Below are 17,295 nucleotides of genomic sequence, written 5' to 3'. Positions count from 1 at the left end.
CGCTACGTGGTCGGGCCCGGGTCGCCTCGTCAACCGCGATGCTGACCGCCCGCAGGGCGAGGCAGACCGGGCCCGCAGACGGGCGGGTTACCCGGTCGGACTGCTCGGCAATCCTCCTGGGGCGAGGGGGCCTTCACTATTCCCGGCTCACCGGTGGACACTCAGTGAACCAGGCCACATGAGCACCCCCTCCCGCGTCGGGGCCGGGCCGTGGCATGATGACGGCATCAAGCAGTGACGTTCAGCGCACTCCGGGGTCGGTGAAAATCCGAACCGGCGGTTACAGTCCGCGACCCGTCCGCAGCCAGCGGCCGGTTGACCAGGTGAAATTCCTGGACCGACGGTTAAAGTCCGGATGGGAGGCGTGCGCGGGCGGTTCAGCAGTGCCGTGGTTCCCCGTGGACCGTGGCAGGTGTACCAGCGGGAGAGTTCTCTCTCGGGCTCGGTGGTCGGCGCGGTCCGCGTCTGCCGTCGTCGCTCGTTCGAGGGGTCGTCCTCCGTACTCCGTTTCTGCTGGTCCGTGTCCTCTCTCATGCCGACCCCCGGAGTCCGCGCCCCAAGCGCGAGGAGAACCCGGGTGTTCACCGGCATCATCGAAGAGCTCGGCGAGGTCGTCTCCATCGAGGAGATCGGCGAATCCTCGCGAATTCGTCTGCGCGGCCCCGTGGTCTGTTCCGGTGCCCGGCACGGCGACTCCATCGCGGTCAACGGCGTGTGCCTGACCGTGGTCGACACCTCGGAGCAACTGGCCGCCGACCCGGGCGAGTTCAGCGCCGACGTGATGGCCGAGACCCTGCTCCGCTCCAGCCTGGGCGCGCTGGCGCCGGGCTCCCGGGTCAACCTGGAGCGGGCCATGGCGCTCGGCGACCGGCTCGGCGGCCACCTCGTGCAGGGCCATGTCGACGCCACCGGAACCCTGTTGGGCCGCGCGCCCGGTGACCTGGACGCCGACGGCCTGCCGCGCTGGGAGGTGCTGCGCTTCTCACTGCCGCAGAGCATCACCCGCTACCTGGTCGAGAAGGGCTCCATCACCGTCGACGGCGTCAGCCTCACCGTGGTCGAGGCCGCGATCGACAGCTTCACCGTCAGCCTCATCCCGGCCACCCTCGCCCTGACCACCTTGGGTACCAAGGCGGTTGGCGACCCGGTCAACCTCGAGGTGGACGTCCTCGCGAAGTACGTCGAGCGGCTGCTCGACTCCCGCACCCTCCCCGACACCCTTGCCAAGGACGCCTCATGAGCTGGCTCACCGGCATAGCCTTCACCGCCTTCGGCGAGCCGGTGAAGTGGGCCGACATGATCGGCAACCTGCTCGGACTGGGCGCGCTCGCCCTCGGTTGGCGCCGCTCGGTGGTGAGTTGGCCCGTCCAGCTGCTCTCCGGTCTGGTGCTGATCGCCGCCTACCTCTCCGGTCACGTGCCCGGTCTGATCGGTAAGCAGCTGATCGTGATCGCTGCCGCGTCCTGGGGCTGGAGCCGGTGGCAGCGCAACCGCCGGGAGACCGGGGGGATCGCGGTCCGCTTCGCGACCTGGCGCGAACGCGCGCTGCTGGCCGGCGCGACGGCCGTGGGCACGGTGGCGGTGGCGGGGATCTTCCTGGCCGTCCCCAGCCTGTCCTGGAGCCCGTGGGCCGATGCGTACATCTTCGTCGGCACGCTGGCCGCGATGTTCGCCCAGGCCCGTGGCTGGGTCGAGTTCTGGTTCGCCTGGATCGCCGTCGACATCGTCGGCGTCCCGCTGGCCTTCGACAGCGGCTACAGCTTCTCCGGCCTGACCTACATCATCTACTTCCTCCTGGTGCTGGCCGGCCTGCGCGCCTGGTGGCTGAGCACCCGTACCGCCCGTCCCTCGTCCGCGACCGTCCTGCAGGGAGCCACGGCATGACCATCCAGCCCGTACACGACGTCCGCGACGACCTCCCCGGCGACGCCCTCGCCCTCGACCCGGTCGAGCACGCCATCACCGACATCGCCCTCGGGCGGCCGGTGATCGTGGTCGACGACGAGGACCGCGAGAACGAGGGCGACATCGTCTTCGCCGCCTCCGCCGCCACCGCCGAGCTGATGGCGTTCACCATCCGCTACAGCTCCGGCGTGATCTGCGTCCCGATGACCGGCGACGAGCTCGACCGGCTCAAGCTGCCCCCGATGACCGCCGTCAACGAAGACCGCAAGGGCACCGCCTACGCCGTCTCGGTCGACGCCCGCGACGGGGTCGACACCGGCATCTCGGCCGCCGACCGCGCCCGCACCGTGAAGCTGCTCGCCACCGAGGCGACCGAGCCCACCGACCTCACCCGCCCCGGCCACGTCTTCCCGCTGCGCGCCGTCGACGGTGGTGTGCTGGTCCGTCCCGGCCACACCGAGGCCGCCGTCGACCTGGCCCGCCTCGCCGGGCTGCCGCCGGTCGGCGCGATCTGTGAGGTGGTCAACGATGACGGGACGATGGCCCGGCTGCCCGAGCTGGTCGCCTTCGCCCGCGAGCACGGCCTGTCGATCATCTCGATCGAGGACCTGATCGCCTACCGCCGCCGCACCGAACTGCACGTCGCCCGCGCGGCGGTGACCGCCCTGCCCACCGCGTTCGGCGACTTCACGGCCGTCGGCTACAAGGGCACCATCGACGGCACCGAGCACCTCGCCCTGATCGCCGGCGGGCTCGGCGAGGACGGCAAGGTCACCGACGGCGCGGACCTGCTGGTCCGGGTCCACTCCGAGTGCCTCACCGGCGACGTGTTCGGCTCGCTGCGCTGCGACTGCGGCCCGCAGCTGCAGGCCTCGCTGGCCCAGGTCGCCGCCGCCGGCCGCGGCGTCGTGCTCTACCTGCGCGGGCACGAGGGCCGGGGCATCGGCCTGGCGCACAAGCTGCGCGCGTACGAGCTCCAGGAGCAGGGCCGCGACACCGTCGACGCCAACCTCGAACTCGGCCTGCCCGCCGACGCCCGGGACTACAGCATCGGCGCCCAGATGCTCACCGACCTCGGCGTGCGCTCGCTGACCCTGCTCACCAACAACCCGGCCAAGCTCACGGCCCTCACCGAGCACGGCCTCAAGGTCAACGCCCGCCGCCCGGTCGAGATCGAGCCCGGCGAGCACAACGCGGCGTACCTGCGCACCAAGCGCGACCGGATGGGCCACCAGCTGCCGTGGCTCGACCCCAACTCCTGATCTCCTTCTGTTACCAGCCCTGAACCGAGAGGAAGTACGCACGTGAGCGGCCACGGAGCCCCCGAGCTGACCATCAAGAACGCCGGCGACCTGCGCGTCGCGGTGATCGCCGCGCAGTGGCACGAGAAGGTGATGGACGGCTTGCTCGACGGCGCCCACCGGGCCCTCAAGGAGCTGGGCATCGACGAGCCGACCGTCATCCGCGTCCCCGGCACCTTCGAACTGCCGGTGGCCGCCAAGCAGCTCGCCGACCGTGGCTACGACGCGGTGGTCGCGCTCGGCGTGGTCATCCGGGGCGGCACCCCGCACTTCGACTACGTCTGCGAGGCCGCCGCCCTCGGCCTGACCCAGGTCAGCGTGGCCACCGGCGTACCGGTCGGCTTCGGCGTCCTGACCTGCGACAACGAGCAGCAGGCGCTGGACCGTGCGGGCCTGCCCGGCTCCGCCGAGGACAAGGGCCACGAGGCGGTCACCGCCGCCGTCGCCACCGCCGCCACCCTGCGGGCCGTCCTGGAGTCCTCGCGGTAGGACCCTCCGGGTAGTCGTCCACCGGACTGTCCACGGTCCGGGACCGTTTACCAACCGTCGGCCCGCAAGCCGTAAGGTGAGCACATCATGGCTTCGAAGACATTCGAGGAGCTGTTCACCGAGCTCCAGCAGAAGGCCGCCACCGGCGACCCCTCGTCCTCCCGTACCGCGCAACTCGTCCAGCAGGGCGTCCATGCGATCGGTAAGAAGGTCGTCGAGGAGGCCGCCGAGGTCTGGATGGCCGCCGAGTACCAGTCCGACGCGGAGACGGCCGAGGAGATCTCGCAGCTCCTGTACCACCTTCAGGTGATGATGGTCGCCAAGGGTCTGACCCTCGACGACGTGTACTCCCATCTCTGAGCCCGTACCTCTCTGAGCCCGCACTCCCGTAACGCCAGAACCCCTACCACCGTGAAGGATTCACCTCTCATGCTGCGCATCGCCGTCCCCAACAAGGGTTCGCTCTCGGGTCCCGCGGCGGAGATGCTCCATGAGGCCGGCTACCGGCAGCGCAAGGACCCGAAGGAACTGGTGCTGGTCGACCCGGAGAACCAGGTCGAGTTCTTCTTCCTCCGCCCGCGCGACATCGCCGTGTACGTCGGCTCCGGCCGCCTGGACATCGGCATCACCGGCCGTGACCTGCTGCTGGACTCGGCGTCCGACGCCGAGGAGGTGCTCGCGCTCGGCTTCGGCGGCTCGACCTTCCGGTTCGCCCGCCCGGTCGGGGCGCTGGTCTCGGACGTCCAGGGGCTGGAGGGGCTGCGGATCGCCACCTCCTACACCGGGCTGGTCGAGCAGCACCTCGCCGAGCAGGGCGTCAAGGCGACGGTCACCAAGCTGGACGGCGCGGTCGAGACCGCCGTGCAGCTCGGCGTCGCCGACGTGATCGCGGACGTGGTGGAGACGGGCACCAGCCTGCGCAACGCCGGTCTGGAGATCTTCGGCGAGCCGATCCTGATCTCGGACGCGGTCGTCATCCGCCCCAAGGGCGCGGGCGAGGACACGGGTGTCGAGCAGTTCCTGCGCCGGCTGCAGGGCGTGCTGGTGGCCCGCCGCTACGTGCTGATGGACTACGACATCCGGGCCGAGAGCGTGAACGCCGCCGTGGCGCTCACCCCGGGCCTGGAGTCGCCGACCGTCTCCCCACTGCACACCGAGGGCTGGGTGGCCGTCCGCTCGATGGTGCTCCGCAAGGAGGCGCAGCGGATCATGGACGACCTGTGGGGCATCGGCGCCCGGGCCATCCTGGTCACCAACATCCACGCCTGCCGCCTCTAGATCCGCTCTGCCGGGCGGGGGCCTCAGCGGCCTCCGCCCGCTTTTTTTGGAGTCCCGCCGTGTCCACCCCCGTCCAGCTCCCGGTCACCTGGGCCCCGCGCCGCAACCGTGGCGTGCTGCTGTCGCTCAGCGCCGTCCTGGTGACGGTCTTCACCGTGATCGCGTTCGCGCTGCCCGCCAACTGGCAGCTCAACGACCGTCTCGCGATGGTCCTCAGCGGCCTGGTCTTCGGCTCGCTCGGCCTGATGCTGGCCCGGCCCCGGGTCAGCGCCGACGCCGAGGGTGTGACGGTGGTCAACTTCGTCCGGACCCGTCGGCTGGCCTGGGCGGAGATCGTCCGGGTGAACTTCCGCCAGGGCGACCCCTGGGTCACCCTCGACCTCGCGGACGGCACGGCGCTGGCCGCCGTCGGCATCCAGCCCGGCGGCGGACGCGAGCAGGCGATCCGGGCGGCCCGCGCGCTGCGCGATTTCGTGGACGGTCACGTCCCGGTGAGCTGACGTCCTCGTGGGCTGACGTCCGCTGCGGGCCGCAGGGACACGGATCGAACGGGTTGGCGGTGCTCGTACGGGTATCGTCTAGTCTGGTAAAGCCGGTGCAAAGCCCCGGCTGGACCCGGCGCGCCCGGGACCTGCCCGCCCGCGACCTGAGGAGTGACACCTCCCCTCGATGGACGATCCGTCCGGTGGTACCCACGCCGTCTCGCTTCCCCGCACCGGAAGGCAGGCGGCTCCGTGATCACCGCCTGGCTGCTGCTGTTCGCGGCCCTGCTGCTCATCCTCGCCAACGGTCTCTTCGTGGCCGCCGAGTTCGCCCTCATCACCGTGGATCGCGGCGCCGTCCGGCGCACGGCCGCAGCCGGTGACCGGAAGGCGGCGAACGTCGGCAAGGCGCTGCGGCAGCTCTCCTTCCAGCTCTCCGGCGCCCAGCTCGGCATCACCGTCACCTCGCTGGTGGTCGGCATGCTCGCCGCGCCCGCGCTCTCCGTCCTGCTCAGCCCGGTGGCCACTGCGGCCGGGGTGCCCGCGTCCGCCGCGACCGGCGTCGCGGTGCTGGTCGGCATGGTGCTCGCCACCGTGCTGCAGATGGTGATCGGCGAGCTGGTCCCGAAGAACTGGGCGATCTCCCGGCCGCTCCAGGTGGCCCGGGCCGTGGTCGCGCCGCAGCGCGCGTTCTCGACGGTCTGCCGCCCGCTGATCACCTTCCTGAACGGCACCGCGAACCGGCTGGTCCGGGCGCTCGGCATGGAGCCCGCCGAGGAGCTGGACCAGGCCCGTACGCCCGCCGAACTGGTCTCGCTGGCAAGGCACTCCGCCCGGGCCGGGGTGATGGACGAGGAGTCCGCGACGCTCTTCGTCAGGACGCTCGGCCTCGGCGAGCTGACCGCCGAGAGCGTGATGACCCCGCGCGTCGACGTCGTCGCGCTCCGGCGCGACGCCAGCGCCGCCGACGTGCTCAACCTCACCCGGGCCACCGGCCTCTCCCGCTTCCCGGTGTACGGGCACAGCCTGGACGAGGTCACCGGCACCGTCACCCTCAAGGACGCCCTCGCCGTCCCCGCCGAGCGCCGGACGGTCACCCGGGTCGCCGAACTCGCCGCCGCCCCGCTGCTGGTGCCCGAGTCGCTGCCCGCCGAGCGGCTGCTCGACCGCCTGCGCCGCGCGCAGCCGATGGCGATCGTGGTCGACGAGTACGGCGGCACCGCCGGGGTGGTCACGCTGGAGGACATCGTCGAGGAGATCGTCGGCGAGGTGCAGGACGAGCACGACCCCGCCGACACCCCCGAGTTGCACGCGCTCCCGCCCGTCGACGGCCTGCCGGCCTGGGAAGCCGACGGCCGGGCCAGGACCGACCAGCTGGAGACGATCGGCCTGCTGGCCCCCGAGGGGCCGTACGAGACCCTGGCTGGCCTGCTGGCCGACCTGCTCGGCAAACTCCCCGCTCCGGGCGAGCAGGCCGCACTCCCGGGCTGGCGGTTCACCGTGCTCGCCGTCGAGCGCCACCGCACCAGCCGGGTGCTGATCCAACGCGTCGAGCACCCCGCCGAGCCCGGGACGCGGCACGGCGCCCGCAACCGAGGCCACGACCGCGCGAACGACCGCGCCAACGACCGCAGCCATGATCGCGCCCACGACCGCTTCGCGCACGACGAGCACGACGAGAACGAGACCCGATGACCACCGCACTCCAACTCGCCGCCGCGCTCCTGCTGCTGCTCGGCAACGGCTTCTTCGTCGGTGCGGAGTTCGCGGTGATCTCGGTGCGCCGCAGCCAGATCGAGCCGCTCGCCGAAGCCGGTGACCGGCGCGCCCGGACGGTGCTGCACGCGCTCTCGAACGTCTCCGCGATGCTGGCCGCCGCCCAACTGGGCATCACCGTCTGCTCGTTGCTGCTGGGCGCGCTCGCCGAGCCGACCATCGCCCAGCTGCTGGAAGGCCCGTTCGGCGCGATCGGGATCCCCGATGCGCTGATCCACCCGATCGGCTACGCGCTGGCGCTGGCCCTGGTGGTCTTCCTGCACATGGTGATCGGCGAGATGCTGCCGAAGAACATCGCGCTGGCCGGCCCCGAGAAGGCCGCGCTCTGGCTCGGCCCGCCGCTGGCCCGGCTGGCCCGGCTGCTCGCGCCGGTGATCCGGGCCCTGAACGCCTTCGCCAACGGCGTCCTGCGGCTCTTCGGGGTGGAGCCCAAGGACGAGGTCGAGTCCGTGTTCACCGACGAGCAGCTGCTCCACCTGCTCGCGGACTCGCACGCGGCCGGGCTGCTCGACGAGGGCCGCCAGGAACGTTTGGAGGACGCGTTGGAACTCGGCCGCCGACCGGTCACCGACGTGCTGCTCCCGGCCGGCCAACTGGTCACCGTCGACAGCTCGGTGACCGCCCGGGAGATAGAGCGGCTGGCCGTCCGGACCGGCTTCTCACGCTTCCCGGTGGTCGGCCCCGACGGCACCGTGCTCGGCTACCTGCACGTCAAGGACATCCTCGACGTCGACGACCCGTCCGCCCCCGTCCCGGCCCGGCTCTGGCGCCCGGTCACCGTCCTGCGGGGCACCCTGCCGCTGGACGACGCGCTCGGCGCCATGCGCAGGGCCGCCGCCCACCTGGCGGCCGTGGTCGACCAGGACGGCCGCCAGCTCGGCCTGGTGGCCCTGGAGGACGTCCTGGAGGAACTGGTCGGCGAGATGCACGACCCGGACCACCGCGAAGCCGCGCGCAGCTGACCGCGCGCAGTTGATCAGGCAGGGCCCGGGGTCGCCTCAGGCCCGGCCGTCGATCAGCTCGCCGTACGCCTGGACGAGGTCGGGCAGCCGCAGGGTCGACAGGTCCTCCCGGGTGGGGAGTTGGCGCAGGGTGGAGAGTCGTAGGTCCCGGTAGGCGCAGGACTTCTCGTAGAGGGTCCGGATGAAGCGCGCGTTGCCCAGTTCGTCGATCCAGCCCTCGCCGACCACGTGGGCGCAGATGCTGGCGAGCTCGTCGGCCGCGTCCTCGTCCCAGCCGTCCCCGCCGCCGGAGGCCAGGGTGCGGCCGATCGCGGTGAGTTCGGCGGGCCGGTAACTGGGGAAGTCCACCCGGGTGGTGAAGCGGGAGTTGAGGCCGGGGTTGGTGGCCAGCAGCCGGTTCATCCCCTCGGGGTAGCCGGCCAGGATCACCACCAGCCGGTCCCGGTTGTCCTCGGCCCGCTTCAGCAGCACCTGGAGTGCCTCGTCCCCGTACGCGTCGCCCTTGCTGTAGCCGGAGTTGGAGAGGCTGTACGCCTCGTCGATGAAGAGCACCCCGTCCAGCGCGGAGTCGATCAGCTCGTTCGCCTTCACCGCCGTCTGGCCGAGGAACTCGCCGACCAGGTCGGCTCGTTGGGCCTCCACCAGGTGGTCGCCGGAGAGCAGCCCGAGGGCGTGGAAGACCTGCCCGAGGATCCGTGCGACGGTGGTCTTGCCGGTGCCGGACGGGCCGGAGAAGACGAAGTGCCGCTTCGGCGGCTGCACCGGCAGCCCCTGGTCGGCCCGCAGCCGGGACATCCGCAACTGCGCCGACAGCGCCCGGACCTGGCGTTTCACGGGGTCGAGCCCGACCATCTGCTCCAGCTCGCTCAGGGCGGCCTCCAGCCCCTTCCGGCCGCGCACCCGGTCGAGTCCGGCGGGCACGGCGGTCAGCGGAGCGGGCTCGCCGCCGGCCCGGGCGCCCGGCACCGGCAGCCCGGCGGCCGGCTGTCCGGCCGTCGCCCCGGAGCGTTCGGCGGCCGCCCGGGGCGCGGGCGAGTCCAGCGGCTCGGTCCGCTCCTCCGCCGGGTAGTACGACTGGTAGCCCGTCCGGCGGTCGCCCGCACCACCGGGATCGTAGCCGGGGTCGTACCCCTGCCCGTACTCCTGCTCGAAGCCCTGCTGGTAACCCGGCTCGTAACCCTGGTCGTCCTGCACGTCGAAGTCGGAGCCGGAGTCCCGGTCGTCGTCCTCGCCGTTCCGGTCGGGATCGAAGTCAGCCCCGGGGAGCAGCAGTTCAGGTACGGAGCCGTCGTCGTCCGGGTCCTCGGCGAGCAACAGGCCGTCCATCACCCCGTCCTCGGTGGAGATCGCCGCGAGCCGGGCGGCGGTGTCCATGAACGCCGGGTCGGCCCGGTGTACCGCCCGGTACAGCGGCAGTGCGGCCGCGCTGCGCCCGGCGCCCTCGTAGGCGCGGGCCAGCCAGTAGCGCAGCTCCTTGCGCTGCGGCTGCTCGGAGCGGCAGCGGGCCAGCGAGGCGGCCAGCGGGCGTTGGGCCTGGGCGCACATGTCCAGCCGGACCCGGGCCATGCCGCCGAACAGTCCCGCCTCGATGCCCAGCAGTGGGTCGTCGAGCAGCCGGTCGGTGTCCCGGATCAGCTGCTCCCAGTCCTTCAGCAGGTAGGAGCGGCAGGCGTGCAGGAAGCGGACGGAAGGGTCCTGGTCGGCGGGCGGGCACTCGGCGAGCGCGCGGTCCAGCTCGGTCAGGTGCCGGCCGTCGAGCCAGTGCGAGGCGTGGGCCAGCGTCAGGTCACGGCTGTCCTCCAGCACCGGCTGAACCCACCAGCCCAGCCAGTACCAGGAACTGAGCGGCCGCCGGTGCCGGGCCCGCTGCTCGCCGAAACGATTCTGGTGCCGGTACATCGCCAGCAGCGCACCGGCGGTGTCGCAGCGCAGCGCGTGCAGCCCCAGCCAGCCGTCGGCCATCCCGGGGTCGAGCTGGACGGCCGCGCGGAACTCCTCCTCGGCCCGCGCGTACGCACCCGCCGCGTAGGCGTCCATCGCGCGCAGCCAGGCACGGTCGGCCAGCCTGTTCGACCCGGTCGTACTGGGACTCTCCATCGCCACTCACGCCCCCCGGTGTGTGTTTCGAGGACCGGCCGAACTCGTTCGACAACAGCGCCTGACAGGAATCGTACCGGTGCCGGGCTGATCCGGAAGGGTGCCGCGCGAGGCCAAATCAAAGCGCCTGGCGGGTTGTTGGCGTTCCGGCCGAGCGCGGTGCCGTTGCCGGGAACGCAGAACGGCACCTTCGGCTCACGGGGGAAGGAGTCGAAGATGCCGTGTCTGGTGGTTACGAGATCAACGAATCTCGTGACGTGCAGAACCTATTTCTTCACGACAACCCTGGTCAAGGGTGCGGCGCTACTTCGCCAGGTCGGCGGAGGATGACGTCTCCTGTCACTCCGTCAACTCGTAGATCGGCCGACGGGCGGCTCGGATCGGTCAGGAAGTGGGCCCGCTCGGCGCGCGCCCAGCCGGCCCAGAACTCCGCCAGCTCCGGGCCGTCGCGCCGTTCGCCACGGGCCCGCGCCTCGGGTGCGTCCAGCTCCATCCAGATCAGCCGCGCCAGCCATGGCCGCAGCTCCCGCCGCCCGGCGCCGACCCCCTCGACCAGCACCACGGGGGCGGCGGGCACCGCCCGTTCGGTGTCGAAGCGCCGCGAAGTCCAGTCGTACACCCGGTGCCGGGCCTGCTCGCCGCGCGCCAGCGGCTCCAGCACCTGCGCGCGCAGCCGCCCGACCCAGCCGAACGGCTCGGCGTGGGTGGCGAGATCGTCCAGGTGCACCACCGGCGCCCCGCCGAGCGCGACCGCGAGCCGCCCCGCGAAGGTGGTCTTCCCCGAGCCGGCGTGCCCGTCCACCGCGACCAGCCGCACCGGCCCGCAGGACGGCGCCAGCGCGCTCAGCTCCGCCGCGAGCGCGTCGTACGTCCGCCCGGCGGAGCCGTCCGGACCAGCTGCCGGACCAGCCACCGGGGCCACTGCCGGATCAACCATGGGCCCCACTCTACGGTCGGCGACCCGGCCGGCGACCGACTGGCGACCGGCCGTAGATCGGCTGATGATCGGACCGAGCCAGTGACGGACCGGCCGCCATCAGGCATACTCGCATCGCCACGCCTGTGAACGACCGTTCACCGCAATCCGGTGCCGGTCGGGCGAAACTGCCGTGCCGTGCCTGCTCACCCCAGGGACCGGCGCCCGATCGAGGAGGCCCGTACCCTCATGAGCCCCGCACCCGCCAAGCCCGTCGACCGCCAGCTGCCCAGCGACGAGGCCCGAGCGCTGCTCGGCCTCACCCGTGACCTGGTCGAGCGTGAACTGCACCCGCGCGCCGCCGAGGACGAGGCGGCCGGACGCTTCCCCCGCGAGGTCTTCCGGACCATCGGCGAGGCCGGCCTGCTGTCGCTCCCGTACGGGGAGCAGTACGGCGGCGGCGAGCAGCCGTACGAGGTCTACCTGCAGGTGCTGGAGGAGCTCGCGTCCGGCTGGCTCGCGGTCGGCCTCGGGGTCAGCGTGCACACGCTCTCCTGCCACGCGCTGGCGACCTTCGGGACCGACGAGCAGCGGGACCGCTGGCTGCCCGGCATGCTCAGCGGCGAGCAGCTCGGCGCCTACTGCCTCTCCGAGCCGCAGTCCGGCTCCGACGCCGCCGCGCTGCGCACCAAGGCCGAGCTGCAGGGCGACGAGTACGTGGTGAACGGCACGAAGGCGTGGATCACCCACGGCGGGTTCGCCGACTTCTACAGCGCGATGGTGCGGACCGGTGTGGAGGGCTCGCGCGGCATCAGCTGCCTGCTCGTCCCGGCGGACAGCGAGGGCCTGACGGCCGCCGCGCCGGAGCACAAGATGGGCATGACCAGCTCGCCCACCGCCCAGCTGAACTTCGACGGCGTCCGGGTCGGCCGTGACCGGCTGCTGGGCGACGAGGGCCAGGGATTCCAGATCGCCCTGTCCGCGCTCGACTCGGGCCGCCTGGGCATCGCCGCCTGCGCGATCGGTGTCGCCCAGGCGGCGTTGGACCTCGCGGTCGACTACGCGGGCACCCGGCAGCAGTTCGGCCGGCCGATCGCCGACTTCCAGGGGCTGTCCTTCATGCTCGCCGACATGGCGACCCAGATCGAGGCCGGCCGCGCGCTCTACCTGGCCGCCGCCCGGCGCCGCGACGCCGGGATCGCCTTCTCCAAGGAGGCGGCGATGGCGAAGCTGTTCTGCACCGACGCCGCGATGCGGGTCACCACCGACGCGGTCCAGGTCCTCGGCGGCTACGGCTACACCCAGGACTACCCGGCCGAGCGGTACATGCGCGAGGCCAAGGTGCTGCAGATCGTCGAGGGCACCAACCAGATCCAGCGCCTGGTCATCGGCCGCCACCTCAGCGGCAAGTAACCGGGTCCCGGGGAGCTGCGCGCAGCCGTCCACCTTCGTGGGTGCCCGGCCGCGCAGCTCCCCACGCCCGTAGGGTCACCGCAGGTCAGCCACGCAGCCACTGCCGGGGCACGGACCCCGGCCCGCCCGCGTGCGAGAAGGGCTGGGTGCGCCAGTCCAGGGCGGGCGGCGGGGTGAGCAGCGCCTCCAGGCCCGGGGCAGTGGAGTGGTCGGGGGAGTCGCACTCGGCGAGGCCGTCGGCGGGGGCGCCGGAACCCGGGCAGAGCGCCGGGGAGAAGGGGTGCCAGGCGGTCGGCAGTACGGCGTGCTGCGGGAGCCGCTCCTCGTCGCCGACCAGGGCGATCGGGCGGTCGCACTCGGGGCAGTGCACCCGGAAGATCTCCCAGGTTTCCATCTCGCCGGGGTCGACCCCCGGGTAGTCTCCGGGGTACTCCGCGTCGAGGAGTTCGTCGTTCTCCGCAGCACGGAAACGCTGGTCAGTGGCAGGCATGTGATCCCCCTCGGATCGGGCCGGGCCCGCGTCGGGTGCGGCCACAACCAGCACTTCCCGCTGACGTGGCGTCATAACCCTGCGGCCGGGCGTACGTCGATGCATTCGGTGTGTCCTTCGCCACATTCCAGCGGCACATGCCGCATTCACCTGCCCGTTCTGCTGCGCCGACCTCCCCGGCCCGCCGTCCAGGGTGGTCGGCGGCCGGGCTCCCGGGGCAGTAGGTTTGCGCATTGTGGAGGATCTCGATCAACGCATCGTCCAGCTGCTCCTTGAGGACGGCCGGATGAGCTACACGGACCTGGGCAAGGCCACCGGCCTGTCCACCTCGGCGGTGCACCAGCGGGTGCGGCGCCTGGAGCAGCGCGGGGTGATCCGCGGCTACACCGCGATCATCGACCCGGACGCGGTCGACCTGGCGCTGACCGCGTTCATCTCGGTCAAACCGTTCGACCCGAGTTCACCCGACGACACCCCCGACCGGCTGGCCGCGCTCCCCGAGATCGAGGCGTGCCACAGCGTGGCGGGCGACGAGAACTACATCCTCAAGGTCCGGGTCTCGGCCCCGGGCGCCCTGGAGGACCTGCTCGCCCGGATCCGCAGCGCCGCCGGCGTCTCCACCCGCACCACCGTCGTCCTCTCCACCCCGTACGAGGCCCGCGCCCCGAAGCTCTGAGCCGCGATCCCCCCGGTCCCCGCGCCCTCGTACGTCGTGCCCTCGTACGTTGTCCACTCCGTGCGTTGCCTACTCTTAGCCCCATGACCAACCGCCTCAACCGGACCGTGCTGCTGCGCGGCGGCACCGTCCACAGCCCCGCCGACCCGTTCGCCACCGCGATGCTGGTCGAGGGGGAACACATCGCCTGGGTCGGCAGCGACGGCGCCGCCGAGTCGTACGCGGCCACCGCCGACGAGGTGGTGGAGCTGGCCGGTGCCCTGGTCACCCCCGCCTTCGTGGACGCCCACGTGCACGCCACCTCGGCGGGCCTCGCGCTCACCGGCCTCGACCTCACCGGCTGCGCCTCGCTGCCCGAGGCCCTGGCCCGGATCACCGCCTTCGCCGCCACCGCCGACGGTGTGCTGATCGGCCACGGCTGGGACGAGACCAAGTGGCCGGAGGGCCGCCCCCCGACGCTGGACGAGCTGGACCGGGCCGCTGCCGGCGCGCCGCTCTACCTCTCCCGCACCGACGTGCACTCCGCCCTCGCCTCCACCGCGCTGCGCGCCCTGACCGAGGGCCTGACCGGCCTCCCGGGCCACCACCCGGACGCGCCGCTCACCCGGGACGCCCACCACGCCGTCCGCCAGGCCGCGCTGGCGCACCTGACGCCCGCCCAGCGCCGCGCCGCCCAGCAGGCGACGTTGGCCCGCGCCGCCGAGCTGGGCATCGCCGCGCTGCACGAGTGCGCGGGCCCGGAGATCTCCTCCGAGGAGGACCTCGCCGCGCTGCTCGCCCTGGCCGCCGAGACCGACGGCCCCGAGGTCTTCGGCTACTGGGGCGAGCTGAGCGAACGCGGCGGCGTCGAGACCGCCCGCCGCCTGGGCGCCGTCGGCGCCGGTGGCGACCTCTTCGTGGACGGCGCGCTCGGCTCGCACACCGCCTGCCTGCACGCCCCCTACGACGACGCCGCGCACACCGGCACCGCCTACCTGACGGCCGAGCAGGTCGCCGACCACGTGACCGCCTGCACCGAGGCCGGGCTGCAGGCCGGCTTCCACGCCATCGGCGACGCCGCGTTGACCGCCGTCCTGGACGGTGTGCGCGCCGCCGCCGACCGCGTCGGCCTGGCCCGGGTCCGGGCGCTGCGCCACCGGGTCGAGCACGCCGAGGCGCTCGACGACAAGGCCATCGCCGCCTTCGCCGAACTGGGCCTGACCGCCTCCGTCCAGCCCGCCTTCGACGCCGCCTGGGGCGGCCCGGACGGCATGTACGTCCAGCGCCTGGGCGCCGAGCGGGCGGCGGGGCTCAACCCGTTCGCGGCGCTGCTGCGCGCGGGTGTGCCGCTGGCCTTCGGTTCGGACGCCCCGGTCACCCCGCTCGACCCGTGGGGGACGGTCCGCGCGGCGGCCTTCCACCACAACCTCGACCACCGGATCTCCGTACGCGCCGCCTTCGCCGCCCACACCCGGGGCGGCTGGCGGGTGCTGGGCCGCGACCAGGACGGCGTACTCGTCCCCGGCGCGGTCGCCAGCTACGCGGTCTGGGCCGTCGACGAGCTGGTCGTCCAGGCCCCCGACTCCCGGGTCGCGGGCTGGTCCACCGACCCGCGCTCCGGCACCCCGGGCCTGCCGGACCTCACCCCGGGCCTGCCGCTGCCGGCCTGTCTGCGCACCGTGGTCCGGGGCCGCACCGTCCACCGCGCGTGACCGTCGCCACCCCCTTTCCGTCCGCCCGATGATCCGGGGTACCGTCTTCGCACGGTGCCCGGTCCCGGGCGGCCGGGAGCGCGCGAGCAGCACACAGCCAGAGAGGTGGTGCGCAGGTGGCACTGCCTGAGGACCAGGAGCGTCCGACAGCGGAACCCAAGGCGGCAGCCCCACGACCGGGACGCCTCGCGCGGATCCGGGACGGACTCCCCAGGACGGGCCTCGCGGCCTTTTGCGGCCTGCTGCTCGCCCTCGCCTTCCCCCCGTACGACCTCTGGCCGCTCTCCGTCCTCGGGGTCGCCGGGCTCTCCCTGCTCACCCGGGGCCGGACGGTCCGTCAGGGCACCTGGACGGGCTTCGCCTTCGGGTTCCCGTTCTTCGTCCTGCTGCTCGACTGGCTGCGGGTGGTCGGGACCGACGCGATGATAGGCCTGGCCGCCCTGGAGGCGCTCTTCGTCGCCGCGCTCGGCGCGGGCCTGGCCCTCACCTCCCGGCTGCGCGCCTGGCCGCTCTGGGCGGCCTGCCTCTGGGTCGCCCAGGAGTGGGCCCGCGACCGGCTGCCGTTCGGCGGCTTCCCTTGGGGCCGGCTCGCCTTCGCCAACACCGGCAGCCCGTTCACCCCGCTCGCCGCCCTCGGCGGCGCGCCGCTGGTCACCTTCGCCGTCGCCCTCTGCGGCGCGCTGCTCGCCTGGGCCGCGCTGCGCGTGCGCGGCCCGCTGCGGGCCCGCCGGGTGCCCCGCGCGGCCGCGTTCGCCGGTGCCGGGGCCGTCGCGGCGATCCTCGCCGGGTACGTCGTCCCGGTGCCCACCGCCGCCGCGAGCACCTTCAAGGTCGCGCTGGTCCAGGGCAACGTCGCCCAGCCCGGGATGGACTTCCTGGGCCGCCCGATGATGGTCCTCAACAACCACGCGGCCGCCACCGAGCGCCTCGCCGCCGACGTCAAGGCGGGCAAGGTACCCCGGCCCGACGCGGTGATCTGGCCGGAGAACTCCTCCGACCTGAACCCCTTCCTCGACCCGGCGGCGTACGCCCGGATCAACCAGGCCGTGCAGGCCGTCGGCGTGCCGACCCTGGTCGGCGCCCTGATCGACGGCCCGGACGACCAGCACGTGCAGAACGAGGGCATCGTCTGGGACCCGAACACCGGCCCCGGCGCCTCCTACACCAAGCAGCACCCGGTGCCGTTCGGCGAGTACGTGCCCTTCCGGGCCGAACTCTCCACCGTCATCACCCGCCTGCAGCGGATCGCCCGCGACTTCTACCCGGGCACCCACAGCGGCGTGATGCAGCTCGGTCCGGCCCGGATCGGCGACGTGATCTGCTTCGAGGTCGCCTACGACGAGATCGTCCGCGACACCGTCAACCAGGGCGGCCGCGTCATCGTCGTCCAGACCAACAACGCCACCTACGCGCTGACCGGCCAGCCCGAGCAGCAGCTCGCGATGTCCCGCCTGCGGGCCGTCGAGCACGGGCGGTCCGTGCTGATCGCCGCGACCAGCGGGATCAGCGCGGTGATCGCCCCGGACGGCACGGTGCTCCAGCACACCAAGGAACTCACCGCCGCCGAGCTGAGCGCCGTGGTGCCGCTGCGGGACGGTAGGACCGTCGCCGACCGTGTGGGTGCCGCACCCGAGTGGACGCTCGCGCTGGCCGGCCTGCTGGCCTGCGGCGCGGCCCTGCTGGGCGGCGTCCGGCGCCGGCGTGCCGGTGGGACCCCGGCCGGAACAGCCGTCGGAACACCGGCCGACTCCGGGGCGTTGAGCTCAGTGGTGCCGTAACCGGTCCGGATCAGCCGACCGGTGCAACGAGAGCGCCGCGA

General features: G+C 72.9%; 16 protein-coding genes and 1 riboswitch. Of the genes, 13 read left to right on the top strand and 3 right to left on the bottom strand.

The features are described 5' to 3' along the window. Nucleotides 1-243 precede the first annotated feature (243 nt). Nucleotides 244-371, top strand: a riboswitch (FMN riboswitch). Nucleotides 372-577: 206 nt separating this feature from the next. The 9 genes from P3T29_RS16845 (at nt 578) to P3T29_RS16805 (ending at nt 8,193) form a co-directional block, all read left to right on the top strand. Then, nucleotides 578-1,240, top strand: a complete 663-nt coding sequence (locus tag P3T29_RS16845; RefSeq protein ID WP_280717288.1) for a riboflavin synthase — start codon at nt 578-580, stop codon at nt 1,238-1,240. Further along, nucleotides 1,237-1,884 (top strand): nicotinamide mononucleotide transporter family protein, encoded by a 648-nt coding sequence (locus tag P3T29_RS16840; RefSeq protein ID WP_280717287.1) that lies wholly within the window; start codon nt 1,237-1,239, stop codon nt 1,882-1,884. The genes P3T29_RS16845 and P3T29_RS16840 overlap by 4 nt, the downstream gene beginning before the upstream one ends. After that, on the top strand, nt 1,881-3,167 hold the full coding sequence (locus tag P3T29_RS16835) for a bifunctional 3,4-dihydroxy-2-butanone-4-phosphate synthase/GTP cyclohydrolase II (protein WP_280717286.1): 1,287 nt from the start codon (nt 1,881-1,883) through the stop codon (nt 3,165-3,167). The genes P3T29_RS16840 and P3T29_RS16835 overlap by 4 nt, the downstream gene beginning before the upstream one ends. A gap of 42 nt (nt 3,168-3,209) precedes the next feature. Continuing rightward, nucleotides 3,210-3,695 (top strand): 6,7-dimethyl-8-ribityllumazine synthase, encoded by a 486-nt coding sequence (gene ribH / locus P3T29_RS16830; protein WP_280717285.1) that lies wholly within the window; start codon nt 3,210-3,212, stop codon nt 3,693-3,695. 87 nt (nt 3,696-3,782) lie between these two features. After that, on the top strand, nt 3,783-4,055 hold the full coding sequence (locus P3T29_RS16825) for a phosphoribosyl-ATP diphosphatase (protein ID WP_280717284.1): 273 nt from the start codon (nt 3,783-3,785) through the stop codon (nt 4,053-4,055). Nucleotides 4,056-4,124: 69 nt separating this feature from the next. Next, the gene (gene hisG / locus P3T29_RS16820) at nt 4,125-4,973 is read left to right on the top strand and encodes an ATP phosphoribosyltransferase (protein ID WP_280717283.1); all 849 of its coding nucleotides are present in this window, start codon (nt 4,125-4,127) and stop codon (nt 4,971-4,973) included. A gap of 59 nt (nt 4,974-5,032) precedes the next feature. Then, complete coding sequence (locus tag P3T29_RS16815; RefSeq protein WP_280717282.1) at nt 5,033-5,473, top strand: PH domain-containing protein; 441 nt, start codon at nt 5,033-5,035, stop codon at nt 5,471-5,473. A gap of 234 nt (nt 5,474-5,707) precedes the next feature. Further along, nucleotides 5,708-7,150: a hemolysin family protein gene (locus tag P3T29_RS16810; RefSeq protein ID WP_280717281.1), complete on the top strand. Its 1,443-nt coding sequence runs from the start codon at nt 5,708-5,710 to the stop codon at nt 7,148-7,150. Continuing rightward, nucleotides 7,147-8,193 (top strand): hemolysin family protein, encoded by a 1,047-nt coding sequence (locus tag P3T29_RS16805; protein ID WP_280717280.1) that lies wholly within the window; start codon nt 7,147-7,149, stop codon nt 8,191-8,193. Before P3T29_RS16810 ends, P3T29_RS16805 begins: the two co-directional genes overlap by 4 nt. A 36-nt stretch (nt 8,194-8,229) precedes the next feature. On the opposite strand, the gene P3T29_RS16800 is transcribed toward P3T29_RS16805, so the two are convergent. Next, on the bottom strand, nt 8,230-10,290 hold the full coding sequence (locus P3T29_RS16800) for an AAA family ATPase (protein WP_280717279.1): 2,061 nt from the start codon (nt 10,288-10,290) through the stop codon (nt 8,230-8,232). Nucleotides 10,291-10,579: 289 nt separating this feature from the next. Next, the gene (locus P3T29_RS16795; protein ID WP_280717278.1) at nt 10,580-11,227 is read right to left on the bottom strand and encodes a hypothetical protein; all 648 of its coding nucleotides are present in this window, start codon (nt 11,225-11,227) and stop codon (nt 10,580-10,582) included. Between the two features lie 228 nt (nt 11,228-11,455). Here P3T29_RS16795 and P3T29_RS16790 point away from each other — a divergent pair, with 228 nt between their 5' ends. Next, nucleotides 11,456-12,619 (top strand): acyl-CoA dehydrogenase family protein, encoded by a 1,164-nt coding sequence (locus P3T29_RS16790; RefSeq protein WP_280717277.1) that lies wholly within the window; start codon nt 11,456-11,458, stop codon nt 12,617-12,619. Between the two features lie 85 nt (nt 12,620-12,704). On the opposite strand, the gene P3T29_RS16785 is transcribed toward P3T29_RS16790, so the two are convergent. Continuing rightward, the gene (locus P3T29_RS16785; protein ID WP_280717276.1) at nt 12,705-13,109 is read right to left on the bottom strand and encodes a hypothetical protein; all 405 of its coding nucleotides are present in this window, start codon (nt 13,107-13,109) and stop codon (nt 12,705-12,707) included. Nucleotides 13,110-13,344: 235 nt separating this feature from the next. On the opposite strand from P3T29_RS16785, the gene P3T29_RS16780 reads away from it, so the two are divergent. The 3 genes from P3T29_RS16780 (at nt 13,345) to lnt (ending at nt 17,254) form a co-directional block, all read left to right on the top strand. Next, complete coding sequence (locus P3T29_RS16780; protein WP_280717275.1) at nt 13,345-13,785, top strand: Lrp/AsnC family transcriptional regulator; 441 nt, start codon at nt 13,345-13,347, stop codon at nt 13,783-13,785. A gap of 83 nt (nt 13,786-13,868) precedes the next feature. Further along, the gene (locus P3T29_RS16775) at nt 13,869-15,476 is read left to right on the top strand and encodes an amidohydrolase (RefSeq protein WP_280717274.1); all 1,608 of its coding nucleotides are present in this window, start codon (nt 13,869-13,871) and stop codon (nt 15,474-15,476) included. Between the two features lie 116 nt (nt 15,477-15,592). Next, nucleotides 15,593-17,254: an apolipoprotein N-acyltransferase gene (gene lnt / locus P3T29_RS16770; RefSeq protein WP_280717273.1), complete on the top strand. Its 1,662-nt coding sequence runs from the start codon at nt 15,593-15,595 to the stop codon at nt 17,252-17,254. The last annotated feature ends 41 nt before the right edge of the window (nt 17,255-17,295 follow it).

This window comes from Kitasatospora sp. MAP5-34 (assembly GCF_029894335.1).
Classification (GTDB): Bacteria; Actinomycetota; Actinomycetes; order Streptomycetales; family Streptomycetaceae; genus Kitasatospora.
This window is presented reverse-complemented; position numbering and strand designations above follow the sequence as displayed.

Excerpts from the sequence above, each read along its gene's own strand:
- P3T29_RS16785 (WP_280717276.1), bottom strand. The coding sequence starts at position 13,109 with ATGCCTGCCACTGACCAGCGTTTCCGTGCTGCGGAGAACGACGAACTC.
- P3T29_RS16775 (WP_280717274.1), top strand. The coding sequence starts at position 13,869 with ATGACCAACCGCCTCAACCGGACCGTGCTGCTGCGCGGCGGCACCGTC.
- P3T29_RS16795 (WP_280717278.1), bottom strand. The coding sequence starts at position 11,227 with ATGGTTGATCCGGCAGTGGCCCCGGTGGCTGGTCCGGCAGCTGGTCCG.
- P3T29_RS16835 (WP_280717286.1), top strand. The coding sequence starts at position 1,881 with ATGACCATCCAGCCCGTACACGACGTCCGCGACGACCTCCCCGGCGAC.
- P3T29_RS16825 (WP_280717284.1), top strand. The coding sequence starts at position 3,783 with ATGGCTTCGAAGACATTCGAGGAGCTGTTCACCGAGCTCCAGCAGAAG.
- P3T29_RS16840 (WP_280717287.1), top strand. The coding sequence starts at position 1,237 with ATGAGCTGGCTCACCGGCATAGCCTTCACCGCCTTCGGCGAGCCGGTG.
- P3T29_RS16805 (WP_280717280.1), top strand. The coding sequence starts at position 7,147 with ATGACCACCGCACTCCAACTCGCCGCCGCGCTCCTGCTGCTGCTCGGC.
- P3T29_RS16790 (WP_280717277.1), top strand. The coding sequence starts at position 11,456 with ATGAGCCCCGCACCCGCCAAGCCCGTCGACCGCCAGCTGCCCAGCGAC.
- P3T29_RS16800 (WP_280717279.1), bottom strand. The coding sequence starts at position 10,290 with ATGGAGAGTCCCAGTACGACCGGGTCGAACAGGCTGGCCGACCGTGCC.
- hisG (WP_280717283.1), top strand. The coding sequence starts at position 4,125 with ATGCTGCGCATCGCCGTCCCCAACAAGGGTTCGCTCTCGGGTCCCGCG.